Genomic DNA, 23,145 nt, shown 5'->3' on the forward strand with positions numbered 1-23,145 from the left:
GCAGTCAGCCCGCCTTGGCAGTGGTGTGGCGACCATATTGGGTCTCAAGCCACTCAGTGACCGCATCTTGCGGCATCGGGCGGGCCACGCCATAGCCCTGAAAACGGCTGCAGCCCAGCGAGATCAGCTTGTTCTTTTCAGCCTCGGTCTCGACGCCTTCTGCAAGGCAGACGATATCAAGGTTGCGGCACAGGTCGATCATCGTGCGCAGGATCACCTCTTGCTCGGCATCCTGATCCACCCCGGCGACAAAATCCTTGTCCAGTTTGATGCCATCGACCTTGAACCGTCTCAGGTTCGAGATTGAGGCATGACCAGTGCCAAAATCATCCAGTTCGATCTTGTAACCGCGCTTTTGCAGTTGTGCGATGGTATTGAGGGCCGGATCTACGCCGTCACTGAACAGCACACTTTCCAAGACCTCAATCGCAATATCCTCGGGCTCAAGAGCTGCGGCGAAAAGCGTGTCGTCGAGATATTCGACCAACCCGCCGTCACGCAGTTGTTTGGCCGAGAAATTGACGCTGACGCTGGGCGCAGGCAGGCCGCGTGCGCGCCATTCCAGCAGTGCGGCAATGGCATCAGAGACGATCCGTTCTGTCAATCGGTCGCCCAGACCGTGCTCAAAGGCCAGTGTGATAAAGACGCCCGGATCAAGCATGCCGCGTTCCGGATGGCGCCAGCGCGCCAGTGCCTCAAAGCCGATGACCTCACCCGTGACCCCATCCACCTGTGGCTGAAAGAATGCGGTGATCTCGCCGTTGTCCAACCCGCAGCGCAGGTCTTTCAAAAGCGCCATATTTCCCTCAAACCGAGCGCGGGTTGCGTCATTATAGAAAGACGCCCGCCCACGGCCTTTGCTCTTGGCGACATAGAGCGCGATATCGGCGTTGGAGAGGATGCGGGCCGGGTCGGTTTCTCCTGCCATGAGGAAGGCAATGCCGACGCTGGCACCGACATGAACGAAATCACCCCATATTTCAATCGGTTGCGAGACCGCTTCGATGATGCGATTGGCGATGCACTCCACCTGCGCATCGGTGCCAGCCTGTCGCAACACGATCACGAACTCATCCCCGCCAACGCGCGCGGTCAGATCGTCAGCGCCGATTTGCTGCTGCATGGCGCGCGCGGCGTGGCGCAGGATTTCATCCCCTGCGGCGTGGCCCATCAGGTCGTTAATCTGCTTGAACCGGTCAAGGTCCACATGCAGCACCGCAACCCGATGTTCCGATGACGGAGCCAGATCGAAACAATGTTCGAGGTACTCCTGCAGGGCGCGCCGGTTGGGGAGGTTGGTCAATTGATCGTGCAGGGCCAGATGCTCAATCCGGGTTTTTGCAGCGCTCAAATCCCGCAGCGTATACGAAAAGGCCGCAACGCCTCGCGCGATTTTTCCCACCTCGTCGCGCCGGTCGACATAGCTGACGGGCGTATCAAAATCACCAGAGCGGATACGCTCCATCGCGGCGGCAAGCTGGGTCAGCGACCGCACCAGTTGACTGCCAAACCCGATGAAGGTTGACCCAGCCACAAGGAAGATCACGATCATGGAAATAAAGACCACAACCACCTGCTGCACATAGCGTTGACGCGCATCCTGATTGGCGTTGGCGGCACTCAGTCGGACTTCTTGTTCCAAGGCAACAAGCGCCAGTTCAAGCCGCCGCGCCAAATGATCGAGGCGGTTGTGCGAGGGGATATGAGTGTCAGTCAACAGGCCGAGCGCGATGGTCGCCTCTGTATTCCACGCTTCGAACTGCTCTTCGACCTGCGCCACCATCTCGATCTGTTTGGGAGAGCCGGGTGCGGCACGCAACTCCTGCCAGACATTGCGAAAGGCGGTGACGAAACGCTGATGATTGCGATTGACGCGAGCGGGTGTCTCTACTGTGTTGAACTCAAGAAACTGGCTCAGTTGATCCTCGATTTCGACACGAATGCGTTGTGCGCGCTCGGTAGCTTGCAGAGTACGCATCGTGGTCGTGTCGGCGTCTTGGATCGCGTTTTGGGTGCGGATGGCGGCCAACGAGACCCAGAATGCACCGACGATGCCGATCACAATCAATAAAACGATAGGGCCGAGAATGCGACGTTTGATCGACATAGGGTGTCCCTCAGTCAGCAGGCAGGGCCGGGGCCGATACATGCGGGTTATATGCGGTCAGGGTTTCAAGAAATGCGATGAGGTCATTCACGTTTCGATCGGACATGTCTTCGATCGGGTGCATGTCATTCATATGCGCCAAGGGGCTGCCGCCATGGCGATAATGCTCAACCACCGCACGCAGGGAGTTCAGGCTGCCATTGTGCATATAGGGCGCGCGCAGGGCGATGTTGCGAAGGCCCGGCGTTTTGAAACGATGGCGCATCTGGGGATCAAGGATGCCACGACCTATATCGTCGCCGCCGACGCCGACACTGTGAAAGGCGTGATCTGTGAAGGCCCAGCCATGATGGCAATCTGCGCAGTGCCCGATGCCGGTAAAGACGTCAAACCCGCGTTTGGCCGAGGCAGAAATGGCATCGTCATCGCCTTCGACCCAGTCATCAAATGGAGACCAACCCGACCGCAGGGTGCGCTGATAGGTGGCCAGAGCAATGAGAATGGTGTTTTCCGTCAGCCCTGCCTCGGGGAAGGCGATCTCAAAGTAGCGGCGGTAGCCCGAAATCGCTTCTAGGCGCCGAACCACCTGTTTCATGCTGGAATTCATTTTGAGCGGATGGGTGATCGGTCCGCGAATTTGTTCCTTTAAGGAGGTGACACGGCCGTCCCAGAAAAAATGCTCTGATTCTGCCAGGTTCTCGATTGTCGGGGTGTGGCGTTCGAGCGGCTGATTCATGGCCCCGACGGCCCGCGCTGCGGGTGTTTCCCAGCCAAACGAGGGGTTGTGGCAGGTGGCACAGCTGAGATTCTGTGCGCCAGAGAGGCGGGTATCAAAGAACAGCATCTTGCCCAAAGCTGCGCGCTGGGGCGAGTAGGCCTCTTCTTCGGGGAACGCGATACGGGCGGGGCGTTCGAACATCTTCTTTAGGTCATGGCGCGAGGCCGCGGCCAATACAAAGGTGCCGATGAGGCCAACGCAAAGAAGTGTCAAAAGTCGCAATGTGCTGTGTCCGTGAGCATCAATTTAGGGTCGTCGGTGCTCCGTGACCCTGTGGCCCCAGCGTGAAAAAACCGTTTATTGCTGCGTTGCGGTTGTCTTCAATGATTTGAAAAATACGATAAATAACCGGACTAATTTGACTACATCAGGGCCCTACTTCTGGTTTGTGAGCAGGGGCGCACATCCTGTCAGGCGTCTTATGTGGTCGGGTGCTGCGCCTTTTACTTATATATGTGTAAGGGCGCATGCGTCGTTCTCGGTGACTTCGCAGTGCTTTGCGGATTTGAATCTTAGTCTCACCATTTGGGCACAGCGGTCCGGGCAGGCTGTTGTGGTGCGCGGTGGGCGTGGCGCAAAAATGCCAACGGAAGCAATTTGACTCGCATTTTAGACATATACGCCGACATTTTAGCTCTTCATTAGCATCCTCACGTCAAAAGTTGGCCTGCATCTTATTGAGTTTGTTGCGGCGGCCGAAGTGCTCCGCACGTTCAGAAAGACGAGAGAGAACACCCCATAATGGGGGAAAGGGAATACATCGGGGCCAAAGTGCTCCTTGCTCAAAGGAACTCATGCTATGTCCAGCATTTTGACAAACAATGGTGCTATGGTGGCTCTGCAGACGCTGAAAGTCGTCAACACCAATCTCACCGACACACAGAACGCGATTTCCACTGGTAAGGAAATTGGCGTTGCAAAAGACAATGCCGCAGTTTGGGCTATTTCCAAGACCATGGAATCCGATATCGCCAGTTTTGAGGCGATTGAAGAAGGTCTTTCGATGGGCGAAGCTACCGTAGCTGTCGCATCTGCTGGGGCAGAACAGATCGTTGAGAAGCTTGTTGAAATCAAAGAGTTGATCGTGTCGGCACAAGCGGAAAACGTGTCGCATGACAAGATCCAGACCGATATTGAATCCAAGGTCGACCAAATCGAATCCATCATTGGCGCGGCACAGTTCAACGGTGCAAACCTGCTGGCCAACACGATTGACGGTACCGCAACACAGATGGGCATTCTGGCCTCTCTGGATCGCGTTGGCGCGGGCGGAACTGTGAGTTCTGTGGACATCACCATCGAGGCGCAGGGCTTTGAATCCAGCCTGAACCTGGGCACCAGCCTGACCACAATCACCGACACCGCAACCGCGGCTTCCGCTCTGGCTGAAATCGAAGTTTACCTGCAAACGGCGATCTCTGGCGCTGCGGCTCTCGGCGCGGCATCTGCACGGATCGACGATCAGGTTCAGTTTGTGTCCAAGCTGGTAGATTCGATGACCATGGGCGTGTCGACGATGACCGACACCGACATGGAAGAAGCCTCTGCCCGATTGTCGGCGCTACAAACCCAGCAGGAGCTGGCGGTTCAATCGCTTGGAATTGCGAACCAGGCGCCGCAGGCTCTGCTACAGCTGTTTAACTAACCGGCTGAGCCATACCCAAGGTCACGGAACAGGGACGCTGGGCGCGTCCCTGTTGCCGTTTGAGCTTGGTGAGTGGTGGTGATGTCTCATGGCCTGAAATAATGGCCGTTGAGAAAGGCCCGGCGGTCACAAAGCCATTCGATGATGGGTGACGTTGAGGCTGTGCAGGGGATTGCTTCTACCGGGGCAGGCAGATGTTTCAGGTGCCCTGAACCAATACGGGCGTAAAATAGGTTTTGGTTCTCCCGCCAATCGTGATCGGCTCAATCATCTCTACGCAGGTTTGATAGTGCGGGGTCTTGCGGTGTTCATCGAGCGCCGCTTCGCTTTCAAAGATTTCGTAGACGAAGAAGTTGTTTACGTCCTCCGGGTCATGCAGCAGGTCAAAGCGGATATTGCCCGGCTCTTCGCGGGTGCCGTTGCAGTTTATCGTGAAGGCCTCAAGGAACGTATCCCGTGTGCCGTCCTGCACTTTGATGTTCACCAGTTGAATAAGCATAGTGGTCCTTTCTTGAAATCTTGGAGGGCGGGCGCGGTATCAGGTGCCGGGGGCCTGCCACATGGAGGTCGTCACATTTGCGGTGACCAGATCACGTTGCGCCGCATAGGCCTTGGCCCAGCGGATGCTTGCATCGGCATAAAGGGCGTTAAGGTCTGGGTTGGGCGTAAACTCTGCTTCGATTTGAGACCATGCATTGCCCGCTTCGCGCAGTGAGGCAAAAAGGCCCGCGCCAGTTGCTGCTGCTGCGGCGCATCCTTGGGCTGTGGCTTCTTTGACGCGCGGCGTGGCCACGGTGAGACCTGTGACATCGGCCAGGATCTGCGCCCAATGGGCAGATTTGGAAGCGCCCCCCGCAAAAATGATGCGATCCGGGCGTCGTCCCGTCAGGTCAAACACCGCCTCTAGGTTGCGATGCGCCACGATGGCCGCGTTTTCCTGAAGGGCACGAAAGATCGCGTCTGGGCCGGAGCGCTCCGGGTCGATCGACAGGTTCAGCAGCGAGGGCGCAGCATGAAACCACTCTCCATAGCGCATGACGTCGGAAAATACCGGAATGATCCCAAAAGCACCGGGCGGAACGGATTTGGAGGCCGCTTCCAATTCGCTATAGCTCTTGCCCTGCCCGAAGGCATCGCGAAACCAACGCATCACTGCGCCGGTAAAGAAGCTGATGGCCTCTGCTTGATTGAGATCCGGCACAACATGCGGGTTGATCCGCAGGTTCATGGTGGGGTCCGTCAGGCTGAGGGGGACATTGACCACCTGTTGCCAGAAGGTCCCGCCCATAACCGCGCAATCGCCTTCATTCACCACCCCAAGACCGAGCGCGCCAGTCTGGCAATCGCCACCCCCTGCAACCACAAGCGTGCCGGGCGCAAGGCCGGTGTCCTTGGCAGCCGCCGCGTGGACCTCGCCGATGACCTCGCCGGTGCTGGCGGCATGAGGGAACAGGCTCTCTGGCAGGTCCATAAGGTTCAGCACATCGCGTAACGGGGCGCGGTCTGCCAGTCCGATCAACCCGGTGGTTCCCGCGTTCGACGGCTCTGAGCTGAGTGCGCCGGAGAGGCGATAAAGCACCCAGTCCGACAGCATGGTAAGAGACTGCGCGCGCTCAAGCACGTCTGGCATATGTTTGCGCAGCCAGATCAGCCGAGGCAACGCGCCAAGAGCGTAGGTCTGGCCCGAACGGTTGTAGATGTCGCGTTCCAGATCCGGATGACTGGTTTTCAGCGCGCGCACCTCATCGCTGGCGCGGGCATCAACATTGGCGCAAGCCCAGATTTCAGTGCCGGTTTGGTCATGTAGCACAAAGGCTTCGCGCATCGCGGTGGCGCTGACGGCTTTGATGTCTTTGGGGTCAACACCAGAGGTGGCAATCACCTCGCGGCAGCAACGGGCGAGTGCGGCCCAGTTTCCTGCCGTGTCGAAATCCATTGATCCCGGATAGCGCGGATCGGTGGCGTGCCACCATTCCTGACTTGAGGCAGAAATTTCTGCGCCGTTTTCATCAAACAAGACCGCACGACCGCTGCCGGTACCAGCATCAAATGCCAAATAATACGCCATGATCAGACCTCCGCCGCGTCAAGAAGTGCGAGTGCTGTGGGTTCGTCCGTGACCAGAATGTCGAGGATTTTCCCGCGCAAGGCGGAGAGGATCGGGCCCGTTTTGGTCGCGCCACCCGCTGCGCCAATGACCTTGTTGGACTCGCGCAACTGATCAAGATCGACACCGATCACACGTTCATGCAAGGGCAGGGCAAGCCCTGCGCCACTCCGATCATAGAAGCGGCACAGAATGTCACCACGCGCGCCGCCCCGGCGCAGCGGGTCAATCTCGGCAGGTGGAATGTAGCCATGGCTCACCACGGTTGCGGTCTCGCTGATGCCACCGATGCCAACGAGCTTGTAATCCGCCTCAAGCGCCTTGGCCATCAGGGTGGCAACGGTCGGCTCTTGCATCAATGCCTGTGCCAGCTCTGGTGTTGAGACCACCAATGGTGCCGGAATGATGTTCACGTTGCGGTGCCAGTTGGCCTCGCGCATACCTTCCACATAGGTCTGCACGCCGCCGGTCAGGGAGTACAGCCCGACACCGCGTTCCTGCGCGGTATAGCCCAACATACGGATGGAGTGAGTCACGGTGTCGCCCCAGCCGACCGATAGGCTGTCACCGGGGGATAGCTTCTGCATCAGATATTGTGCCGCGGCCTGCCCGATGCGCATGTTGGTGTCTTCCGAGATGCTTTCGGGAATGACGCGACAGTCACTGAGGCCAAATTGCTGTTTCATGCGGGTTTCAAGTTCCAGACACCCGCGCTGACGAGAGTTGATCCGCAGCTGAATAAGGCCTGACGTGCGCCCGGCATCAAGAAGGCGCGAGACTTTGATGCGCGACAGATTGAGGATCTCGCCCACCTCGCTCTGGGTGAGTCCGTCGTTGTAATAAAGCCAAGCCACCCGTGCCAGCAGTGCCTCGTCTGCATCATGTGCTGTCTGGTCGGTCATCGGGGGCCTTCCTCCATGGCGTTCTCGATCAAACAATTAGTGACAGAACATATGATCAAGTCAATGGGTCTATTTTACCAATGTGAATCGGAGATATCGGCGAGTTATTCGCATCAAACATATTGACAGGATGCGATTCACTTGAACAAATGATGTTGTTGCTAACAGATGATCAATCGAATCCGCATAGATCGAATGACCCACGCTGCAGCGACAAAGCCGATAACGTTGAGGAGGCGTTATGGAACCTGTGCTTGCAGAGCTGGACTCTGTGTCAAAGAGCTACGCTGGCATTCCGGTGCTGAAGCGGGTGAATTTCTCGGTGCGTGCCGGGGAAATTCATGCGCTGTTGGGAGGGAATGGCGCGGGCAAATCCACGCTTATGAAAATCCTTGCAGGTCTGGTGCAGGCCAGCGGGGGAGACGTGCGGATTGCGGACGCGCCATTGGTGCCGGCGACCCCAGCGCAGGCCTTGGCGATGGGGCTCTATCTGGTGCCACAGGAGGCACATATTTTTCCGAACCAGTCGGTGCTTGAAAATATCTGCATCGGCTTGCCTAAACCTGCCGCGGCCTATCGCGCACGGGTAGAGGAGCTGATTGCACAGATCGGTGTGTCGCTGTTGCCCGAAACCAAAGCCGCGACGCTGGAAATCGCGGATCGCCAGATCGTGGAAATCCTGCGTGGCCTTGTGCGTGAGGCGAAAGTTCTGATCCTCGATGAGCCGACTTCGGCGCTTACACCGCATGAGGTTCAGACCCTGTTTGCGCGTATGCAGGGGTTGCGGGCCGCAGGTCACGGGCTGGTTTTTATTTCCCACAAACTGCATGAGCTGCGCGCGGTCTGCGACCGGATCACCGTGCTGCGTGATGGCAATGTGGTGCTGAGCGGAAACATGGACCAGAGCACTGACAGCGATATCCTTACCGCAATGAGCCCCGGTGTAACCGAGCTAGAGGCGCGTGGGGCGGGGAGGCAAACCTCAAGCGAGGTGGTGCTAGCGTTGGACGCCCTCAGCGGAGAGGGCTTTGTCGATATCTCGTTTGATGTGCGCCGCGGCGAGGTGCTTGGGCTGACCGGCGTGGTCGGGGCTGGGCGCACGGAACTCGCTGAAACCCTCGTCGGGTTGCGCCCCCGCACTTGCGGTGACGTCATGCTACAGGGGAAGGCGTTTGGCGCAAACGCCCCCAGCGACGCGGTACGTCAGGGCATTGTGCATCTGAGTGAAGACCGCCAGCAATATGGTTTGTTCCTTGAGGCACCGCTGTTTTGGAACGCGTCGTCCTTTGTCTATGACCGGCTGCCGTTCTTCTTGAGGCCCGGCACCGAACGCAAACGCTTTGCGCGGTATCGCGAGATGCTCGGGATCAAATGTGCCAGCCCGGATCAGCCTGCGGGGAGCCTCTCTGGCGGCAATCAGCAAAAGGTTCTGCTGGCCAAATGTCTCGCGGCTGAGCCGAAACTATTGATCCTTGATGAACCCACCCGTGGCGTCGACGTGGGTGCGCGCAACGATATTTATCGCATCATCGAGGAGCTTGCGGCGCAAGGAACCTCGGTGCTGCTGATCTCATCGGATTTTGACGAGGTTGTACGTCTGTCTGATCGCATTGCCGTGATGGCTGGAGGGCATCTGGCGGGTGAGTTGCCGGGCGGGGCAACCACGGATGAAATTTCACAACTGGCCTTTGAAGCTCGGGAGGTTGAGCATGCTTGAACGGATCGCCCGCGACCGTGTCGCAACTCTGTTCCTTGTGACGGTGGCTGTGCTGTTGCTTGTCGGGCTGGCGGCTCCCGGTTTCTTGTCGGCGGGGACGGCCACCATCATCTGGTCCAATGGGTTGGTGCTGATGCTGGTTGCACTGGGGATTTTTCCAGTGATCCTCACGCGCAATATCGATGTCTCGGGCGGTTCAATCCTCGGGCTCTCGGCGGTGGTGCTGGGCTTGGCGCTCAATGATGGGTTCGCGCTGCCTCTGGCGCTTGGATTTGCGCTTGGAGCCGGGATCTTTGCCGGGGTTGTGAATGGCCTGCTGGTGGCGGGACTCGGAGTGCCCTCGATTGTGGCGACACTGGGCACGCTTGGCCTCTTTCGCGGTGTCATGCTGATTACCACCGGAGGCGAGTGGATCGAGGAACTTCCCGAAGCGCTTAAATCTCTGGGTGCAAAGTCCTTTGGCGGGCTGTCCATCATGGGGATCATCACCGCGCTGGTGATCGTGGCGGTCTGGTGGTTTCTGCGCAGCAGGCGCGGGCGTTGGGTGATGGTGACGGGAGACAATCGCGAAGCCGCCCGTCATCTTGGGTTGCCGGTGCGCCGCATTGAGCTTTTGGCCTTTACTTGGGCGGGGGCGATGTATGCGCTGGCGGGGATTACCTTTGCAGCGCAGATCGGGTTTGTCCCCAATCAGGCCGGAAACGGGATTGAACTGCGCGCGATTGCGGCACTGGTGCTGGGAGGGATCAGCCTGCTGGGCGGGGTTGGTTCTGTTGGTGGTGTGGTCATCGGCGTGATCTTTTTCACCTCGATCGACACCTCTCTCGTGTTCCTGAAAATACCGGCCTACTGGAACGACCTGATTGGCGGCGCGATGCTGCTGGGCGTTTTGTTGATCGATGGACGACTGCGCATCGCACTTGAAGCACGTGACAGGGCGGCACGCTATCGCCGCGGCAGCCAAGCCGAGCAGAAATCCCACCCGCTGGAGGACGCAGCATGAAACGCTATGTGATGCGGTGGGAGGTGCTCCTGCTGGCCATTTTGGTGGCCGAACTTCTGATCTTTGGCATGATCAACCCGCGCTTCCTGCGCCCCAGTTCTTTGTTGTTTGGAACCTCGGACTTTGTGCAGGTTGGCATCGTGGCTGTGCCGTTGACGCTGGTGATCATCGCAGGTGGCATCGATGTGAGCTTTGCCTCTACCGTGGGGCTTGCTGCGATTGCATTTGGGATTGCCAACTTCTTCGGTCTGCCATTGCCGCTGTCGCTGCTGGTGGGCTTTGCGACCGGCGCGCTTGCGGGTGTTTTGAACGCCACCATCATCCGGTTGACGCGGTTGCAGCCGCTCGTGGTGACGCTGGGGTCGCTCTACATGTTTTCGGGCGCCGCGACCGTTCTGTCCGGTGTTGTAGGTGCCAATGGCTATGAGGGGATCGGCGGTTTTCCGGCGGGGTTCACAGCGCTTGGTTATGCGCAGGTGATGGGCCTGCCGATGCCGCTCTTTGTCTTCCTGTGCTTTGCGGCGGTGCTGCTGGTGTTGCTGCATCTGACCCGATTTGGGCGTCTGGTTTTCCAGATCGGCCTCAATGAGAATGCCGCGCGCCATTCTGGGATGCCGGTGTTTCGGGTGCAGCTTATGACATATGTGCTGACCGGTCTTGCGGCGGCACTCGCCGGGATCATGCTGTCAGCCTACTTTGGCTCGGCGCGGGTGGATCTGGGCAGTGCGACGCTGCTGCCTGCAATCACCGCAGCCGTTCTGGGGGGTGCGTCCATCTATGGCGGCAAGGGATCTGTGCTGGGCACGGTCATCGCCACATTCATCATCGGATATCTGCAACAGGGCCTGCAAATGAGCGGTGTCCCCAGCCAGATTTCCAGCGCGCTGTCCGGGGCGCTGCTGGTTCTCGTTGTTGCGCTGCGCCATGGGGCCGCGCTGCTGCGAGAGTTTTTACCGGAGCGCGCGGCACAGGCCAACTGAGCCGGGCACAGGTTCCAATGGAGGAGGAAACCAAAATGAAAACAACAGCAAAGCTGCTCAGCACACTGGCCGCAGGCCTGATGATGACCACTGCTGCAACGGCGGATGACATTGCCTTTGTTCCCAAGCTCGTCGGTGTCGGGTTCTTTACGTCCGGCGGCAACGGCGCGGTGGAGATGGGAGAGAAGCTGGGTGTCAACGTCACCTATGATGGTCCCACCGAGCCAAGCGTTTCCGGTCAGGTGCAATTCGTCAACAACTTCGTCAATCAGGGCTATGGGGCAGTGATCCTGTCGTCGGTCTCACCCGACGGTCTGTGCCCGGCGCTGAAGCAGGCGATGGCGCGGGACGTATTGGTGATGACATGGGATTCCGACGTGAATCCGGAATGCCGCTCCTATTATGTAAACCAAGGTACGCCCGAACAACTGGGTGGCCTGTTGGTGGATATGGCCAATGACGGCGTAGAGGGCAAAGAAAAGGCCAAGGTGGCGTTTTTCTATTCCTCACCGACCGTGACGGATCAGAACGCATGGGCGGAAGCGGCCAAGGCAAAGATTGCCGCCGAGCACCCCGGCTGGGAGGTCGTGACCACGCAATATGGGTACAATGACGCGCAGAAATCGCTGCAAACTGCGGAGAGCATTCTGTCGGCCTATCCTGATCTTGATGTGATCATCGCGCCCGACGCCAACGCGCTTCCAGCCTCTGCGCAGGCCGCTGAGAATCTGGAGCGTGGCGGCGATGTGACCATTGTGGGCTTTTCGACCCCCAACGTGATGCGCCCCTATGTGAAGCGCGGCACGGTTGAGCGGTTTGGCCTCTGGGACGTGACCCAGCAGGGTGCGATTTCGGTGGCAGTGGCGGCGCATGTGCTGGCAAACGGCCCCCTCAACGTGGGGGATAAGATCGACGTTGCCGGGATCGGACCGGTCGAGGTCTCGCCGAACTCCGTGCAAGGCTACGAATACGAGGCCGAGGGCAATGGCATCGTCCTGCTGCCCGAACGCACCGTCTTCACCGCAGAAAACATCGACAACTTCGACTTCTGATCACAATCAGACAATCAACCAGCAGGGGCGCATCATGCGTCCCTGCACAGACGTTCAGGGAAACTGATATGCAGTCCAGATGGAATGAGACCGAGGCACAACAGTTCATCGATGCAGCAAAGGCGCAAGGTCAGCCAGCAGCACTCGGCCTGCGGGTCTACAGTTCGCGCCTGATCGGTCAGGACCCCGATCTGGTGCTGCATGGCGGAGGCAATACCTCTGTGAAGATCCCCGACGCTGAAGGTGGCGCGATCATTCATGTCAAAGGCTCCGGTTGGGATCTCGGCGATATTGAGGCGCCGGGACTTCCTGCGATGTGGCTTGAGCCGCTGCTGAAGACTCGCGATGTCGCACATATGTCGGACGAGGACATGGTGGCTTATCTGCGGCGTTACCTGTTGGATCAGACTGCACCCAACCCGTCGATTGAGGCGCTGTTGCATGCCTATATGCCACATGCCTTTGTGGATCACACGCATGCGACCGCGATCCTGGCCTTGGCGGATCAGCAAGACATGGAGACGGTCGTCGCGGAAATATACGGCGGTCGCGTCGGGTTTGTTCCCTATGTTATGCCGGGCTACCAACTCAGCCATGCCTGCAAGGATGCACTGGCGCGCGACCCATCGGTTGAGGGGTTGTGGCTCGAACAGCATGGTCTCTTCACCTTTGCGGATACCGCGCAGGCCAGTTATGAGTTGATGATTGAGTTTGTCACACTGGCTGAGGCTTATCTGGCTGGGCGGGGTATTGCAGTGCCCGGCCCTGAGCAGACCGACCGCAAGATGCCGCAGCCGCTGGCTGACACGTTGCGTGCCGCACTGGCGGCAGGGGGCGCGTTGGGTGCGGAGCCGGCGCTTGATTTTCGTTCAAGCCCATCAATTCGCACCTACTTGGCGCGTCAAAATCTGTCCGAGCTGTCGCGCCGTGGCACTGCGACCCCGGACCATGTTATTCGCATCAAGCCCTTTGCCATGATCCTAACCGAAGGTGCTGGGCGACCAGAAATCGATTTAGCACTTGAGGCTTATGCTGATGAATATGCGGGGTATTTCAACCGCAATGCTCCCAACGCGGCAGAGCCGAAAGTCATGCTGGACCCGCTGCCGCGTGGTGTATTGGTGCCGGGGGTCGGGATCTTTGGTCTTGGTGCCAATGAAAAGGCGGCGCGGATTGCGGGGGATCTGTATGAACAAACCGCACGGATCGTGAATGCCGCAGAGGATTACAAGCGTTTCACGCCAATCTCAGAGGCGGATCTGTTCGACATGGAATACTGGTCGCTGGAGCAGGCGAAGCTGCGTAAATAATGCGATCGCTGCATCCTGCCCCGAAGTGGGGCAGGGCGCGGTATGAAACATGCCGGGGTGATCCGGTCTCTACTCTCCGCGCGGGAAACGGGCAGCGTCTTCCACGATGTTGAGATCCATGTGGTTGCGCATGTAGCGTTCTGAGGCTTTTTGCAGAGGTTGATAGTCCCAAGGGAAATATCCCCCCTGACGCAAGGCCTCATACACCACCCAGCGCCGGGCCTGACTGGCGCGCACGTCGGCGTCAAAACGCTCCAGATCCCAACGCTCAGCGGCAATCGCCTTGAGCTCTGCGTAGGCCTCAGCATGGGTCGGGTCATTGGCGAGGTTTGTGCGTTCGTGTGGGTCCGCGTCCAGATCAAACAACTGGTCAGGGTCGAGGGTGCAGAGGTTGAGCTTGTACTGCCCAGACCGGAGCGACACCATCGGGGCATAAGATGCCTCTGCCGCATATTCCATCGCAACCGGAGTTGTGCGTGTCTCACCCTGGCCAAGGGACACAAGACTCTCGCCTGCGGTCCAGGGCATCACCTCTTCCATGCTGACCCCCGCCAGATCGCAAAGCGTCGGGCAGACGTCGATGTTGGAAACCGGATCCGTAACCAGTCCGGGGGCCATATTAGGGGCAGAGATCATCATCGGCACGCGCGAAGATCCCTCGTAAAAGCTCATTTTGAACCACAGGCCGCGCTCGCCTAGCATGTCGCCGTGATCAGAGACAAACAGGATGATTGTATCCTTATCCTGTCGCGTGCCCCGAAGGGCCTCCATGACCTCTCCGATTTTGTCGTCGAGATAGGAAATATTGCCAAAATAGGCACGGCGGGACCGGCGGATATCTTCGTCGGTGATGTCAAAGTTGCGCCAGTCGTTGGCGTCAAAAATCCGTTTTGAATGCGCGTCCTGATTGTCATAGCCGAGGTCGCCAACCTCGGGCATCAGATGGTCGCAGTCCTCATAAAGATCCCAGTATTTCTTGCGGGTCACATATGGGTCATGGGGATGCGTAAAGCTGACGGTCAGACACCAGGGCCGGTCGTCTTTGCCGCGTGCCAGATCATAGATTTTCTGGGTGGCGTGAAAGGCAACCTCGTCGTCAAATTCCATCTGATTGGAAATTTCTGCGACACCGGCGCCAGTGACGGACCCCATGTTGTGGTACCACCAGTCGATCCGTTCGCCGGGTTTGCGATAATCCGGCGTCCAGCCGAAATCCGGTGGATAGATATCGGTGGTCAGGCGTTCTTCAAACCCGTGCAACTGATCAGGGCCGACAAAGTGCATTTTGCCCGAAAGACAGGTGTAATAGCCCGCCCGCCGCAGATGATGCGCGTAGGTTGGTATGGAAGAGGCAAACTCCGCCGCGTTGTCGTAGACGCCGGTCGCAGAGGGGAGCTGCCCGGACATAAAGCTCGCCCGTCCCGGTGCGCACAGCGGGCTGGCTGTGTAGCAGTTCTGAAACCGGGTGGAGCGCGCAGCGAGCGCTTTCATATTCGGAGCGTGCAGCCAATCCGCCGGGCCATCCGGGAACAGCGTTCCGTTTAGCTGGTCGACCATAAAAATCAGGATGTTTGGCGATGTCATTGAGGGTGTCCTTGGATTGGCAGTACACGCCACGCGCCGTAGCCCATGAGAGAGGCGAACGGGGTTGGCTTGCGCGCAGGGTAATCTTTTGTTGACTAATCAGTCAATAAAATCAGTTGAACTGAGTTACAGCCACCTGTGTTGGCCTGCGGGATCGGCGCACTCGCTACAAATGGTGATGGGCTGCAGGCAGGGGGTAAGTGTTTGCGGTAATTTAACAGTCAACCTCCAGTTGACAGGGTGTGCGCGAGTGCTAGGCTATTGAAATAACAGGAGGAGGGTCCAGTGCTTTGCAGCAAAGAGCAGCAACGGACGATGCGGAGCCCGGTCTCCGGCCTCATCGCTATTGTTTGCTCCAGATGCTGCGTGACCTTTGTGGCTGTGGTCCTTTCTGCACGCAACAGTCTCGCCCAAACCAGCATCAATACAGAGCAAGGCATCGTTTTCAGATCTGGCTTGCGGGGTCCAGACGCCGCGGAAAACCACCAAGGTGCATCGGGAATGACAATTGGCGACGCGCTGGCGCTGCCGACCTCTTCGCTGGCGATTACACTTTACATCCTGTGCGCCATTGCTGTGTCCGCGATTATTCTGGCCGAAGCAGTGCGCCGTGTCCGGCAGGTCAGACAGACCCGGCCTGCACCGCCGGTGGCGTTCTCCACGTCGGTTGAAGCCAGACCCAAAGGGGACAGCATGGCGCTTTTGGATGCGGAGGCACGGGTGATTGATGCCAATCGGCAGTTTGAATCCGATGCCGGTCTGCCATTGGCGCAAATTCGGGGGCGTCCGATCTGGTCAATCCATACCAAAGGTTTTGGCAAGAGTTTTTGGGACACCGCACTGGAGGAGGCGCGGACGCAGGGAAACTGGCGCGGTGAAGCCCGCACGCTGAGTGAGGATCTGCATCCCGAAACAGAAACGTTGTCTGTGCGCGCGCTAGAGGTGGCGGATGCAGAGTCGACCTATGAATTTCGCTCGCGCAGGTCCTTTCATCCGACGCCGAACCGCACTGGCGCAATCGACACACGGCTGCGCGATACGCTCACGGGGTTGCCGAGCCGACGCGCGATGAAGTCACAGGTGGAGTTTGCCATCGTGCGTGCCAAGGCTGCGAATACACAAATGGCCCTGATCGTCATCGATCTTGACCGGTTTCGCGACATAAATTCTATCTTCGGTGATGACATTGGCGACCGCGTTCTGGAGCGGCTTGCGGATGCGATGCGGTCAGTTGCGCGCACCGGTATCACCATCGGGCGCATTGGCGGGGATGAGTTCATCCTGCTGATCGAACACGCCACCAACCCCGATATGATGATGCAGGTCGCCAATGACATAAGCGCGGCACTCGGGGATGAGGTGGTGGTGGATGGGCTGACCTGTCGGTTGAGTGCCAGCATGGGCATCGCACAATATCCCAAGGACGGAGCGAGCCAGCGCAATCTGATGCAGGCGGCTGGAGTCTCGCTTTGTCATGCCAAAGCCAAAGGACGCGGACAGGTCTGCTTTTATTCCGAAAACATGAAGCAGCGCTCCGAAGAGAGCCTGCAGATGGAGAACGATCTGCGCCGGGCCATCTCTGACGGGGAGTTGCTGATGTTCTATCAGCCTCAGGTTGATTTGCGCACGGGTCAGTGTATCGGGGCCGAGGCGCTCTTGCGTTGGCAGCATCCTAAAAAGGGACTGCTGCTGCCGGGAGGGTTTGTGCCGTTGGCGCTGGACACCGGGCTCACCACCGCCATCGACCGGTTCGTGACCAAGGAAGTTTGTGCGCAGATCGAGCGGTGGAAAAAGGCCGGGTTCGCACCCGGTAAGATCTCAGTCAACATGTCCGCGATGACGCTGCTGTCACCCGATTTTGCCCGCGATCTCAAAGCTACCGCTGCGGCGCATGAGGTTGATCTTGCACTATTGGAAATTGAGGTGCTGGAGACCACGCTGTTCCCGCGGATGCGCAGTTCACTCAGCACGGTGGATGACCTGCGCACGATGGGTGTGCAACTGGCTATCGATGATTTTGGGACCGGATATTCCTCTCTTGCGATGCTGAAGGATCTGCCAATCGACCGCATCAAGCTCGACCGGCGGTTTATCAAATCGTTGCCACAGAACACCAAAGATGACCGCATCGTTGCGGCGGTGGTCGCGATGGGGCGCAGCCTCGATATCAGTGTCATCGCTGAAGGGGTCGAGACGCGAGAACAGCGCGACCGCCTTATTTCTCTAGGTTGTACAGAGGCTCAGGGCTTTTTGTTTAGCCGTCCCATTGCTGCGTCTGAATTCGCTGAGAACTGGCTGAAGGTTGATCAGCCCAAAACATGTGTAGGCTCTGGGGCGTGAAAAATTTGCTCTGTTAAGGGGCATTAAAAATACGCAATTTGTTACCGCACTCACCATTGATAGTTACAAAAGCACCTAATAGCCCTGACCTTCGCAAGGCCGGACGGCGGACTTTTCTAAGTGCCTAAAAAACAGGCGCGACATTAGAAACTCATACGGTAAGGTTGCCGTAGAGGAGCCGTAAAGGTCCCGGTCAAAGGGAGGAAACGCATGACCACTCGCAGAGCACTACTCGGTGCAGCCACCGCACTGGCATTTTCCGCAATTGGCGCTGTGCCCGCGCTCGCCCAAGAGGTGACGCTGAAGATGCACCAGTTCTTGCCCGCACAGGCAAATGTTCCGAAATTGGTTCTGGACGTCTGGGCTGATAAGATCGAAGAAGCCTCGGATAACCGCATCAAAATCGACCGCTACCCCTCGATGCAGCTGGGTGGCAAGCCGCCAGAACTGATCGATCAGGTGCAGGACGGTGTCGCTGATATCGTCTGGACTGTGGTCGGCTACACGCCCGGTCGCTTCCCCTCGACCGAGGTGTTTGAACTGCCCTTCATGATGACCAATGCGCGTGCTGTAAGCCACGCCTATTGGGATATGATGGAAAAGCACTGGCTGGACTCGGAATTCAAGGACTTCAAAATCCTCGCGGGTTGGGTGCATGGTCCGGGCATCTTCCACACCTCTGATCCGGTTGAGGTTCCCGAAGATCTCGAAGGTATGAAGATTCGCGGTGGCGGACGTTCTGTGAACGCCCTTTTGACCGAACTGGGGGCGACCCCTGTGGGTATGCCGGTGCCTGCAATCCCCGAGGCGCTCTCTAAGGGTGTGATTGATGGCACCACCATTCCATGGGAGGTGACCACCTCGCTCAAAGTTCCGGAGCTGGTTGAAAACCATACAGAATTCACTGGTCGTGCACTTTACACGCTGACCTTTGTTCTGGCGATGAACAAAGAAAAATATGAAAGCCTGCCGGATGATCTGAAAAAGGTCATTGACGACAATTCCGGTGTGGAAATGTCTGTCTTTGCCGGTGGCACGATGGCGGATTCCGATTTGCCAGCCCGTGAAAACGCCCTTGATCTTGGCAACAATGTCATCACCTTGGACGCAGAGCAGACCGCTGTTTGGCGCGAGCGGTCCCAGCCGATCTACGACAAATGGCTGGCGGATATGTCTGAGCGCGGGATCGACGGTCAGGCGCTTCTCGATGAGGCCACGATGCTGATCGAGAAATACACACCACAGTACGAAAACTGATCTAAACATCGATTGACCGGGTCCGCATCGCTTCTGCAGCGGGCCCCGTCGCATGCAACGGTGCTTAAAAGCCAAAGGTGGGCAAAGGCATGCATAGCTTTATGATGAGGCTCGCGCGGATCATGGCGATGATCGGCGGCGCGGTCCTGACTCTTCTGATTTTCCTGACCTGCATCTCAATCGTCGGACGCCTGCTGAACGGGGTCTTTCACGGCGACACGATGGAGGCGCTTGCGCCACAGTTCTCGGCGTGGATGGCGGCGCGGGTCGGGCCGGTAAACGGTGATTTTGAGCTGGTGGAAGCCGGTGTTGCCTTCGCAATCTTCTGCTTTATCCCGCTATGCCAGATCACGGCAGGACATGCGGCGGTGGATGTTTTTGCCAATAGTTTCTCTGCCCGCGTGAACCGGGTGCTGCGCATGATAACCGAGATCGTCTTTGCGCTGGTGCTCGTGCTGATTGCGTGGCGTCTGGGGGCAGGGACCGTGAGCAAGTTTGAAAATGGCGAGACCTCGTTCCTGTTGGAATTTCCGGTCTGGTGGGCCTACGGGCTGAGCCTTGTGGCCGCGATCGTGGCCGCCATCGTCGGGGTCTATATGGCCGTGATCCGCAGTATAGAAGCAATAACAGGCCAGATCCGGATCTGGGACGGTGTGGAGGTGCAGTCGTGAGCGCACTTGAAATTGGTATCTGGTCGTTTCCGGTTCTGATGGGCCTGATTTTCCTGCGGGTGCCCATCGGTCTGTCGATGTTCCTCGTGGGGCTTGGCGGTCTGGTGATGGTCACGGGCGACACTGTCGTGGCTTTTGGTCGCCTCAAGAATGAGACCTATTCGACCTTCTCATCCTACTCGCTGTCGATCATCCCGATGTTCTTTTTGATGGGGCAGTTTGCCACGCTGGGCGGGATGTCGACGGCGCTGTTCAAAGCGGCCGAAGGGTTTATCGGACACCGCAAGGGCGGCGTGGCCATGGCTGCCATTGGCGCCTGTGCGGGTTTTGGTGCGATTTGCGGCTCCTCGCTTGCGACTGCCGCCACCATGGGGCGGGTGGCCTTGCCCGAGCTGAAAAACTATGGCTACGCCAGCGGGTTTTCGACCGCGACACTGGCCGCAGGCGGGACACTCGGCATTCTGATCCCGCCTTCAGTTGTTCTGGTGATCTATGCGATCCTTACGGAACAGAATATCGCCAAGCTGTTCCTCGCGGCCTTTATCCCCGGTTTGCTTGCAGCGATTGGCTATATTATCGCAATCTCTGTCTATGTGCGCCTCTTCCCCGAAAGCGCGGGCACACGTGAGCCGATTCCGTGGCGTGAGCGTTTCTCTTTGCTCTTTGCGGTCTGGCCGGTGCTGATGGTTTTTGGCCTCGTGGTAGGCGGTATTTACGCAGGCTGGTTCACACCAACCGAAGGTGCAGCCGTGGGTGCATTGGGCACAGGGCTGATTGCGCTTGCGAATGGGGGCCTCACCCGGCGAACGCTGACCGACAGCTTCATGATTACCGCACGCTCCACCGCGATGATCTTCTTCATCGTGTTGGGGGCGGGGTTCTACAATGGCTTTCTTGCACTGACCCAAGTGCCGCAGGAACTTGCGAATTTCGTTGTGGCGCAGGGCCTTAGCCCGTGGATGGTGCTGGCGCTGATCCTCGTGTTCTATCTGCTGTTGGGCTGTTTGATGGACAGTCTGTCAATGATCCTACTGACGATCCCGATCTTCTATCCGGTGATCTCATCCATGGACTTTGGCCTTGTGTCGCTGCCCGCAATGCAGGCAGATGCGGCAATGGAAGTGCTGCGCGCAGGTGTGCCGGAGGGTATGGGAGCAGAGATGCTGGCCTCCATTCAGGACGCCATTGCGACGGGTGCTGAACTTACTCGTGATCAGATGAAGGAACTGGGCATTCGCGTGACCCAAGGCATCGCCAACCGTCTGGAGACAGAGTATGTCGCCATTTGGTTTGGCATCCTCACCCTGATCGTGGTGGAGGTCGGTCTGATCACCCCTCCGGTCGGTATGAATCTCTTTGTCATCAACGCGATGGACCCAAAATCGCGCATGGTGGACACCTACAAGGCTGTGATGTTCTTTGTCGGCTCCGACCTGATCCGGGTGATCATTTTGGTGCTGTTCCCGGTGATCACTCTGCTGCCGCTGATGTTGCTCTACTAAGCGCGCGCACGCCTTTTAACGAAAAAACGCGCGGCCCCTGAGGGTCGCGCGTTTTTGTTTGACTGGCGATTTGCTCAGCGCCGTTTCAGCGTATCGCCGTAAGTGATGGTCGGCGTCAGCGTCACATGTTTCTCAATCTCGGCATCCGGTTCTTCGAGCTGTGCGGCAATGATCTGTGCCGCCTTCATGCCGATTTCCTGGCGGCAGGCGTCCATAGTGGCCAGTTGCCGTGGCAGCCCGGCCAGCAATTCCACGCCGTTGAACCCCGCAAGCCCAATTTGTCCGGGCACATCTATGCCTTGGTTGAGCAGATGCAACAACCCGCCAGCACCAATCATGTCGTTGGAATAATAGAGGAAATCAAGCTCCGGCGAACGTTCCAGCATGGCTTGCGTCATCTCGCGTCCCTTCGCCAGAGCGGAGCCACCGGAATAGAATTCACGATCCTCGATTTCGACCCCTTCTTTTGCGAGCGCCTCGGTAAAGCCCTCGAACCGTTTGCGCGCCCGATGATCAAGCGGCATTTTTGTGCCCATGAACCCGATATGGCTATAGCCGGCCTTGAGGATCGCCTTGGCCATTTCACGGCCCGCGCGGCGATGGGAAATCCCCACCATCGCATCCACTGGCTTGCCGTCGGTATCCATGATTTCCACCACCGGAATGCCCGCCGCCGCAAGCATTGCGCGCGCGGGTTCGGTGTGCTCAAGCCCTGCGATAATCACGCCCGAGGGACGCCAAGAGAGCATCTCATAGAGGACTTTCTCTTCCTTTTCAGGTTGATAGTCCGTAACGCCCACCACCGGCTGAAGTTCGGTGTCTTCCAGCACCCGGTTGATCCCGGTCAACACTTCGGGAAAGACCATATTGGACAAAGACGGGATAATGACCGCAACCAGGTTGACCCGTTTAGAAGCCAACGCGCCTGCAATCTTGTTTGGCACGTAGCCCAGTTCTTTGGCTGCCTCCAGCACCTTTTGTCGGGTCTTTTCCGACACATCACCGCGGTTTCGAAGAACACGGCTGACGGTCATTTCCGATACGCCGGTGGCATCTGAAACATCACGCAGCGTCAGCGGACGCTTGGAGTCGTTGGTCACGTGCTTGGCCTCTTTGCTTTGTTGTTTTGAGGTTAGCCAGTCCGGTGAGGGGACACAATGGCTGTTGGCCCACACGACGCGGCGCTTGAGCTTGTGGGGCCTATTTGCTATCGCCCTCAATCAAGGACGGCCCCGTGGCTCAACTGGATAGAGCAGCCCCCTCCTAAGGGGCAGGTTGCAGGTTCGAATCCTGCCGGGGTCACCATCCAAGGTGCTGATTTATAATAATAAAATATAATTCTGGACACTCTTGAGTGCTAAACCTTTTAATGTGAATTAACATCTTTTCATGTGATTTATTCCAAGCTGCACGCTTTTTGTGTGCAAAAAGCGTGCAGTCAGTTCCGGTTCTGTTCAGGTGGGGATTAACCCCATAAGGTTACTTGAACCTTATGCGTGCTGCGCAAAAGCATCCGCGAGAGTGTGGCGATCACTGATTTCTTTAGCGAGCTTCGCGATTTCGCCGGGCAATGCTTCAAGTGGCCCATTGTTATCAACGATCCAATCTGCATCTGTGGCATTCAGTTCCATAGAACTGCTGGGCTCAGGAGGCAGGCGGCGCATTGCATCGACCCAAACCACCAAATCAAAGAGGTGACGCGAGTGCACCAGCTCTGCGCGGCGGCGCATCCCAGTGTAGACATCGTGTTGCTCAAGGATTTGCTCCGCCAACATCGGGCCGGGGCGTAAGTTGTAGGCGGCTATTGCGTGATACCAGAGATCGCGATGAGCATGCCGGTCCTCATAAGCTTCGCGCCAATCCACGTATAAATCCGACACCAGTGGAAACACCGCCTTGCGCGCCGCAAACTTAGAACTTGAAATCACCCGCAGCCCGTATTGCTGCGCGAGAACATCCGCCGTGCAATCCTTGCCGTGCTGCCCGTGGCCGATGATCAGAAGGCGGACTCGCCGCCCCAGATCCATTGTGAAAGGCGACACACCAGACCCGCCGCAAACCTCGCATTCATCGACGCCAAGAAACGCCGGATCATGGCAACCGAACCCCTTACAACGGGAACACTTGGCGGCACTCATGTCCGATACCGTGAATCAGGGGTTTGCGTGATCAGTTGGCACTTACCGTTGG

The 23,145-nt window shown here is 57.9% G+C and carries 18 protein-coding genes and 1 tRNA gene; 11 read left to right on the top strand and 8 right to left on the bottom strand.

The window, feature by feature from the left end; translation table 11 throughout:
- Positions 1 to 4: 4 nt before the first annotated feature.
- Positions 5 to 2,107, bottom strand: coding sequence for a putative bifunctional diguanylate cyclase/phosphodiesterase (locus tag K529_RS19145; RefSeq protein ID WP_005649630.1), 2,103 nt, complete (start codon positions 2,105 to 2,107; stop codon positions 5 to 7).
- A gap of 10 nt (positions 2,108 to 2,117) precedes the next feature.
- Positions 2,118 to 3,107 carry a cytochrome-c peroxidase gene (locus tag K529_RS19150; RefSeq protein WP_227512286.1) on the bottom strand — a complete coding sequence of 330 codons (990 nt, stop codon included), beginning with the start codon at positions 3,105 to 3,107 and terminating at the stop codon, positions 2,118 to 2,120.
- A gap of 577 nt (positions 3,108 to 3,684) precedes the next feature.
- Between K529_RS19150 and K529_RS19155 the strand changes: the two genes are divergently transcribed.
- Positions 3,685 to 4,530 carry a flagellin N-terminal helical domain-containing protein gene (locus tag K529_RS19155; protein WP_040642544.1) on the top strand — a complete coding sequence of 282 codons (846 nt, stop codon included), beginning with the start codon at positions 3,685 to 3,687 and terminating at the stop codon, positions 4,528 to 4,530.
- Positions 4,531 to 4,729: 199 nt separating this feature from the next.
- On the opposite strand, the gene K529_RS19160 is transcribed toward K529_RS19155, so the two are convergent.
- From K529_RS19160 to K529_RS19170, 3 genes are read right to left on the bottom strand one after another with little or no spacing between them, the layout of a single operon-like run.
- On the bottom strand, positions 4,730 to 5,029 hold the full coding sequence (locus K529_RS19160) for an antibiotic biosynthesis monooxygenase (protein WP_005623980.1): 300 nt from the start codon (positions 5,027 to 5,029) through the stop codon (positions 4,730 to 4,732).
- Positions 5,030 to 5,068: 39 nt separating this feature from the next.
- On the bottom strand, positions 5,069 to 6,598 hold the full coding sequence (lsrK, locus tag K529_RS19165) for an autoinducer-2 kinase (protein WP_005623984.1): 1,530 nt from the start codon (positions 6,596 to 6,598) through the stop codon (positions 5,069 to 5,071).
- A gap of 2 nt (positions 6,599 to 6,600) precedes the next feature.
- Positions 6,601 to 7,539, bottom strand: a complete 939-nt coding sequence (locus tag K529_RS19170; protein WP_005623987.1) for a sugar-binding transcriptional regulator — start codon at positions 7,537 to 7,539, stop codon at positions 6,601 to 6,603.
- 241 nt (positions 7,540 to 7,780) lie between these two features.
- On the opposite strand from K529_RS19170, the gene lsrA reads away from it, so the two are divergent.
- The 5 genes from lsrA (at position 7,781) to K529_RS19195 (ending at position 13,601) form a co-directional block, all read left to right on the top strand.
- Positions 7,781 to 9,256 carry an autoinducer 2 ABC transporter ATP-binding protein LsrA gene (gene lsrA, locus K529_RS19175; RefSeq protein ID WP_005623990.1) on the top strand — a complete coding sequence of 492 codons (1,476 nt, stop codon included), beginning with the start codon at positions 7,781 to 7,783 and terminating at the stop codon, positions 9,254 to 9,256.
- Positions 9,249 to 10,259, top strand: a complete 1,011-nt coding sequence (locus K529_RS19180; RefSeq protein WP_005623993.1) for an autoinducer 2 ABC transporter permease LsrC — start codon at positions 9,249 to 9,251, stop codon at positions 10,257 to 10,259. The genes lsrA and K529_RS19180 overlap by 8 nt, the downstream gene beginning before the upstream one ends.
- Complete coding sequence (locus K529_RS19185) at positions 10,256 to 11,239, top strand: ABC transporter permease subunit (RefSeq protein ID WP_005623996.1); 984 nt, start codon at positions 10,256 to 10,258, stop codon at positions 11,237 to 11,239. The genes K529_RS19180 and K529_RS19185 overlap by 4 nt, the downstream gene beginning before the upstream one ends.
- A 35-nt stretch (positions 11,240 to 11,274) precedes the next feature.
- Positions 11,275 to 12,291, top strand: coding sequence for an autoinducer 2 ABC transporter substrate-binding protein LsrB (gene lsrB / locus K529_RS19190; protein WP_005623999.1), 1,017 nt, complete (start codon positions 11,275 to 11,277; stop codon positions 12,289 to 12,291).
- A 68-nt stretch (positions 12,292 to 12,359) separates the two neighbouring features.
- A complete protein-coding gene (locus K529_RS19195) occupies positions 12,360 to 13,601 on the top strand; it encodes a class II aldolase/adducin family protein (protein ID WP_005624001.1) in 1,242 nt (413 codons plus the stop codon).
- A gap of 69 nt (positions 13,602 to 13,670) precedes the next feature.
- On the opposite strand, the gene betC is transcribed toward K529_RS19195, so the two are convergent.
- On the bottom strand, positions 13,671 to 15,185 hold the full coding sequence (gene betC, locus K529_RS19200; protein WP_005624003.1) for a choline-sulfatase: 1,515 nt from the start codon (positions 15,183 to 15,185) through the stop codon (positions 13,671 to 13,673).
- 501 nt (positions 15,186 to 15,686) lie between these two features.
- Here betC and K529_RS19205 point away from each other — a divergent pair.
- From K529_RS19205 to K529_RS19220, 4 genes are all read left to right on the top strand, one after another.
- Positions 15,687 to 17,525, top strand: coding sequence for a putative bifunctional diguanylate cyclase/phosphodiesterase (locus K529_RS19205; protein WP_227512285.1), 1,839 nt, complete (start codon positions 15,687 to 15,689; stop codon positions 17,523 to 17,525).
- Between the two features lie 210 nt (positions 17,526 to 17,735).
- Positions 17,736 to 18,782, top strand: a complete 1,047-nt coding sequence (locus K529_RS19210; RefSeq protein WP_005624007.1) for a TRAP transporter substrate-binding protein — start codon at positions 17,736 to 17,738, stop codon at positions 18,780 to 18,782.
- Between the two features lie 89 nt (positions 18,783 to 18,871).
- Positions 18,872 to 19,453: a TRAP transporter small permease gene (locus K529_RS19215; RefSeq protein WP_005624009.1), complete on the top strand. Its 582-nt coding sequence runs from the start codon at positions 18,872 to 18,874 to the stop codon at positions 19,451 to 19,453.
- Positions 19,450 to 20,955 (top strand): TRAP transporter large permease, encoded by a 1,506-nt coding sequence (locus K529_RS19220; protein ID WP_005624013.1) that lies wholly within the window; start codon positions 19,450 to 19,452, stop codon positions 20,953 to 20,955. Before K529_RS19215 ends, K529_RS19220 begins: the two co-directional genes overlap by 4 nt.
- 74 nt (positions 20,956 to 21,029) lie before the next feature.
- On the opposite strand, the gene K529_RS19225 is transcribed toward K529_RS19220, so the two are convergent.
- Entirely contained in the window at positions 21,030 to 22,055 is a 1,026-nt protein-coding gene (locus K529_RS19225) for a LacI family DNA-binding transcriptional regulator (RefSeq protein WP_005624016.1), read from the bottom strand.
- A 128-nt stretch (positions 22,056 to 22,183) separates the two neighbouring features.
- On the opposite strand from K529_RS19225, the gene K529_RS19230 reads away from it, so the two are divergent.
- A tRNA-Arg gene (locus K529_RS19230) sits at positions 22,184 to 22,260 on the top strand.
- Positions 22,261 to 22,445: 185 nt separating this feature from the next.
- On the opposite strand, the gene K529_RS19235 is transcribed toward K529_RS19230, so the two are convergent.
- Positions 22,446 to 23,093, bottom strand: a complete 648-nt coding sequence (locus K529_RS19235) for a hypothetical protein (RefSeq protein WP_040642551.1) — start codon at positions 23,091 to 23,093, stop codon at positions 22,446 to 22,448.
- Between the last annotated feature and the right edge of the window lie 52 nt (positions 23,094 to 23,145).

Source organism: Tritonibacter mobilis F1926 (assembly GCF_000376545.2).
Classification (GTDB): Bacteria; Pseudomonadota; Alphaproteobacteria; order Rhodobacterales; family Rhodobacteraceae; genus Epibacterium; species Epibacterium mobile.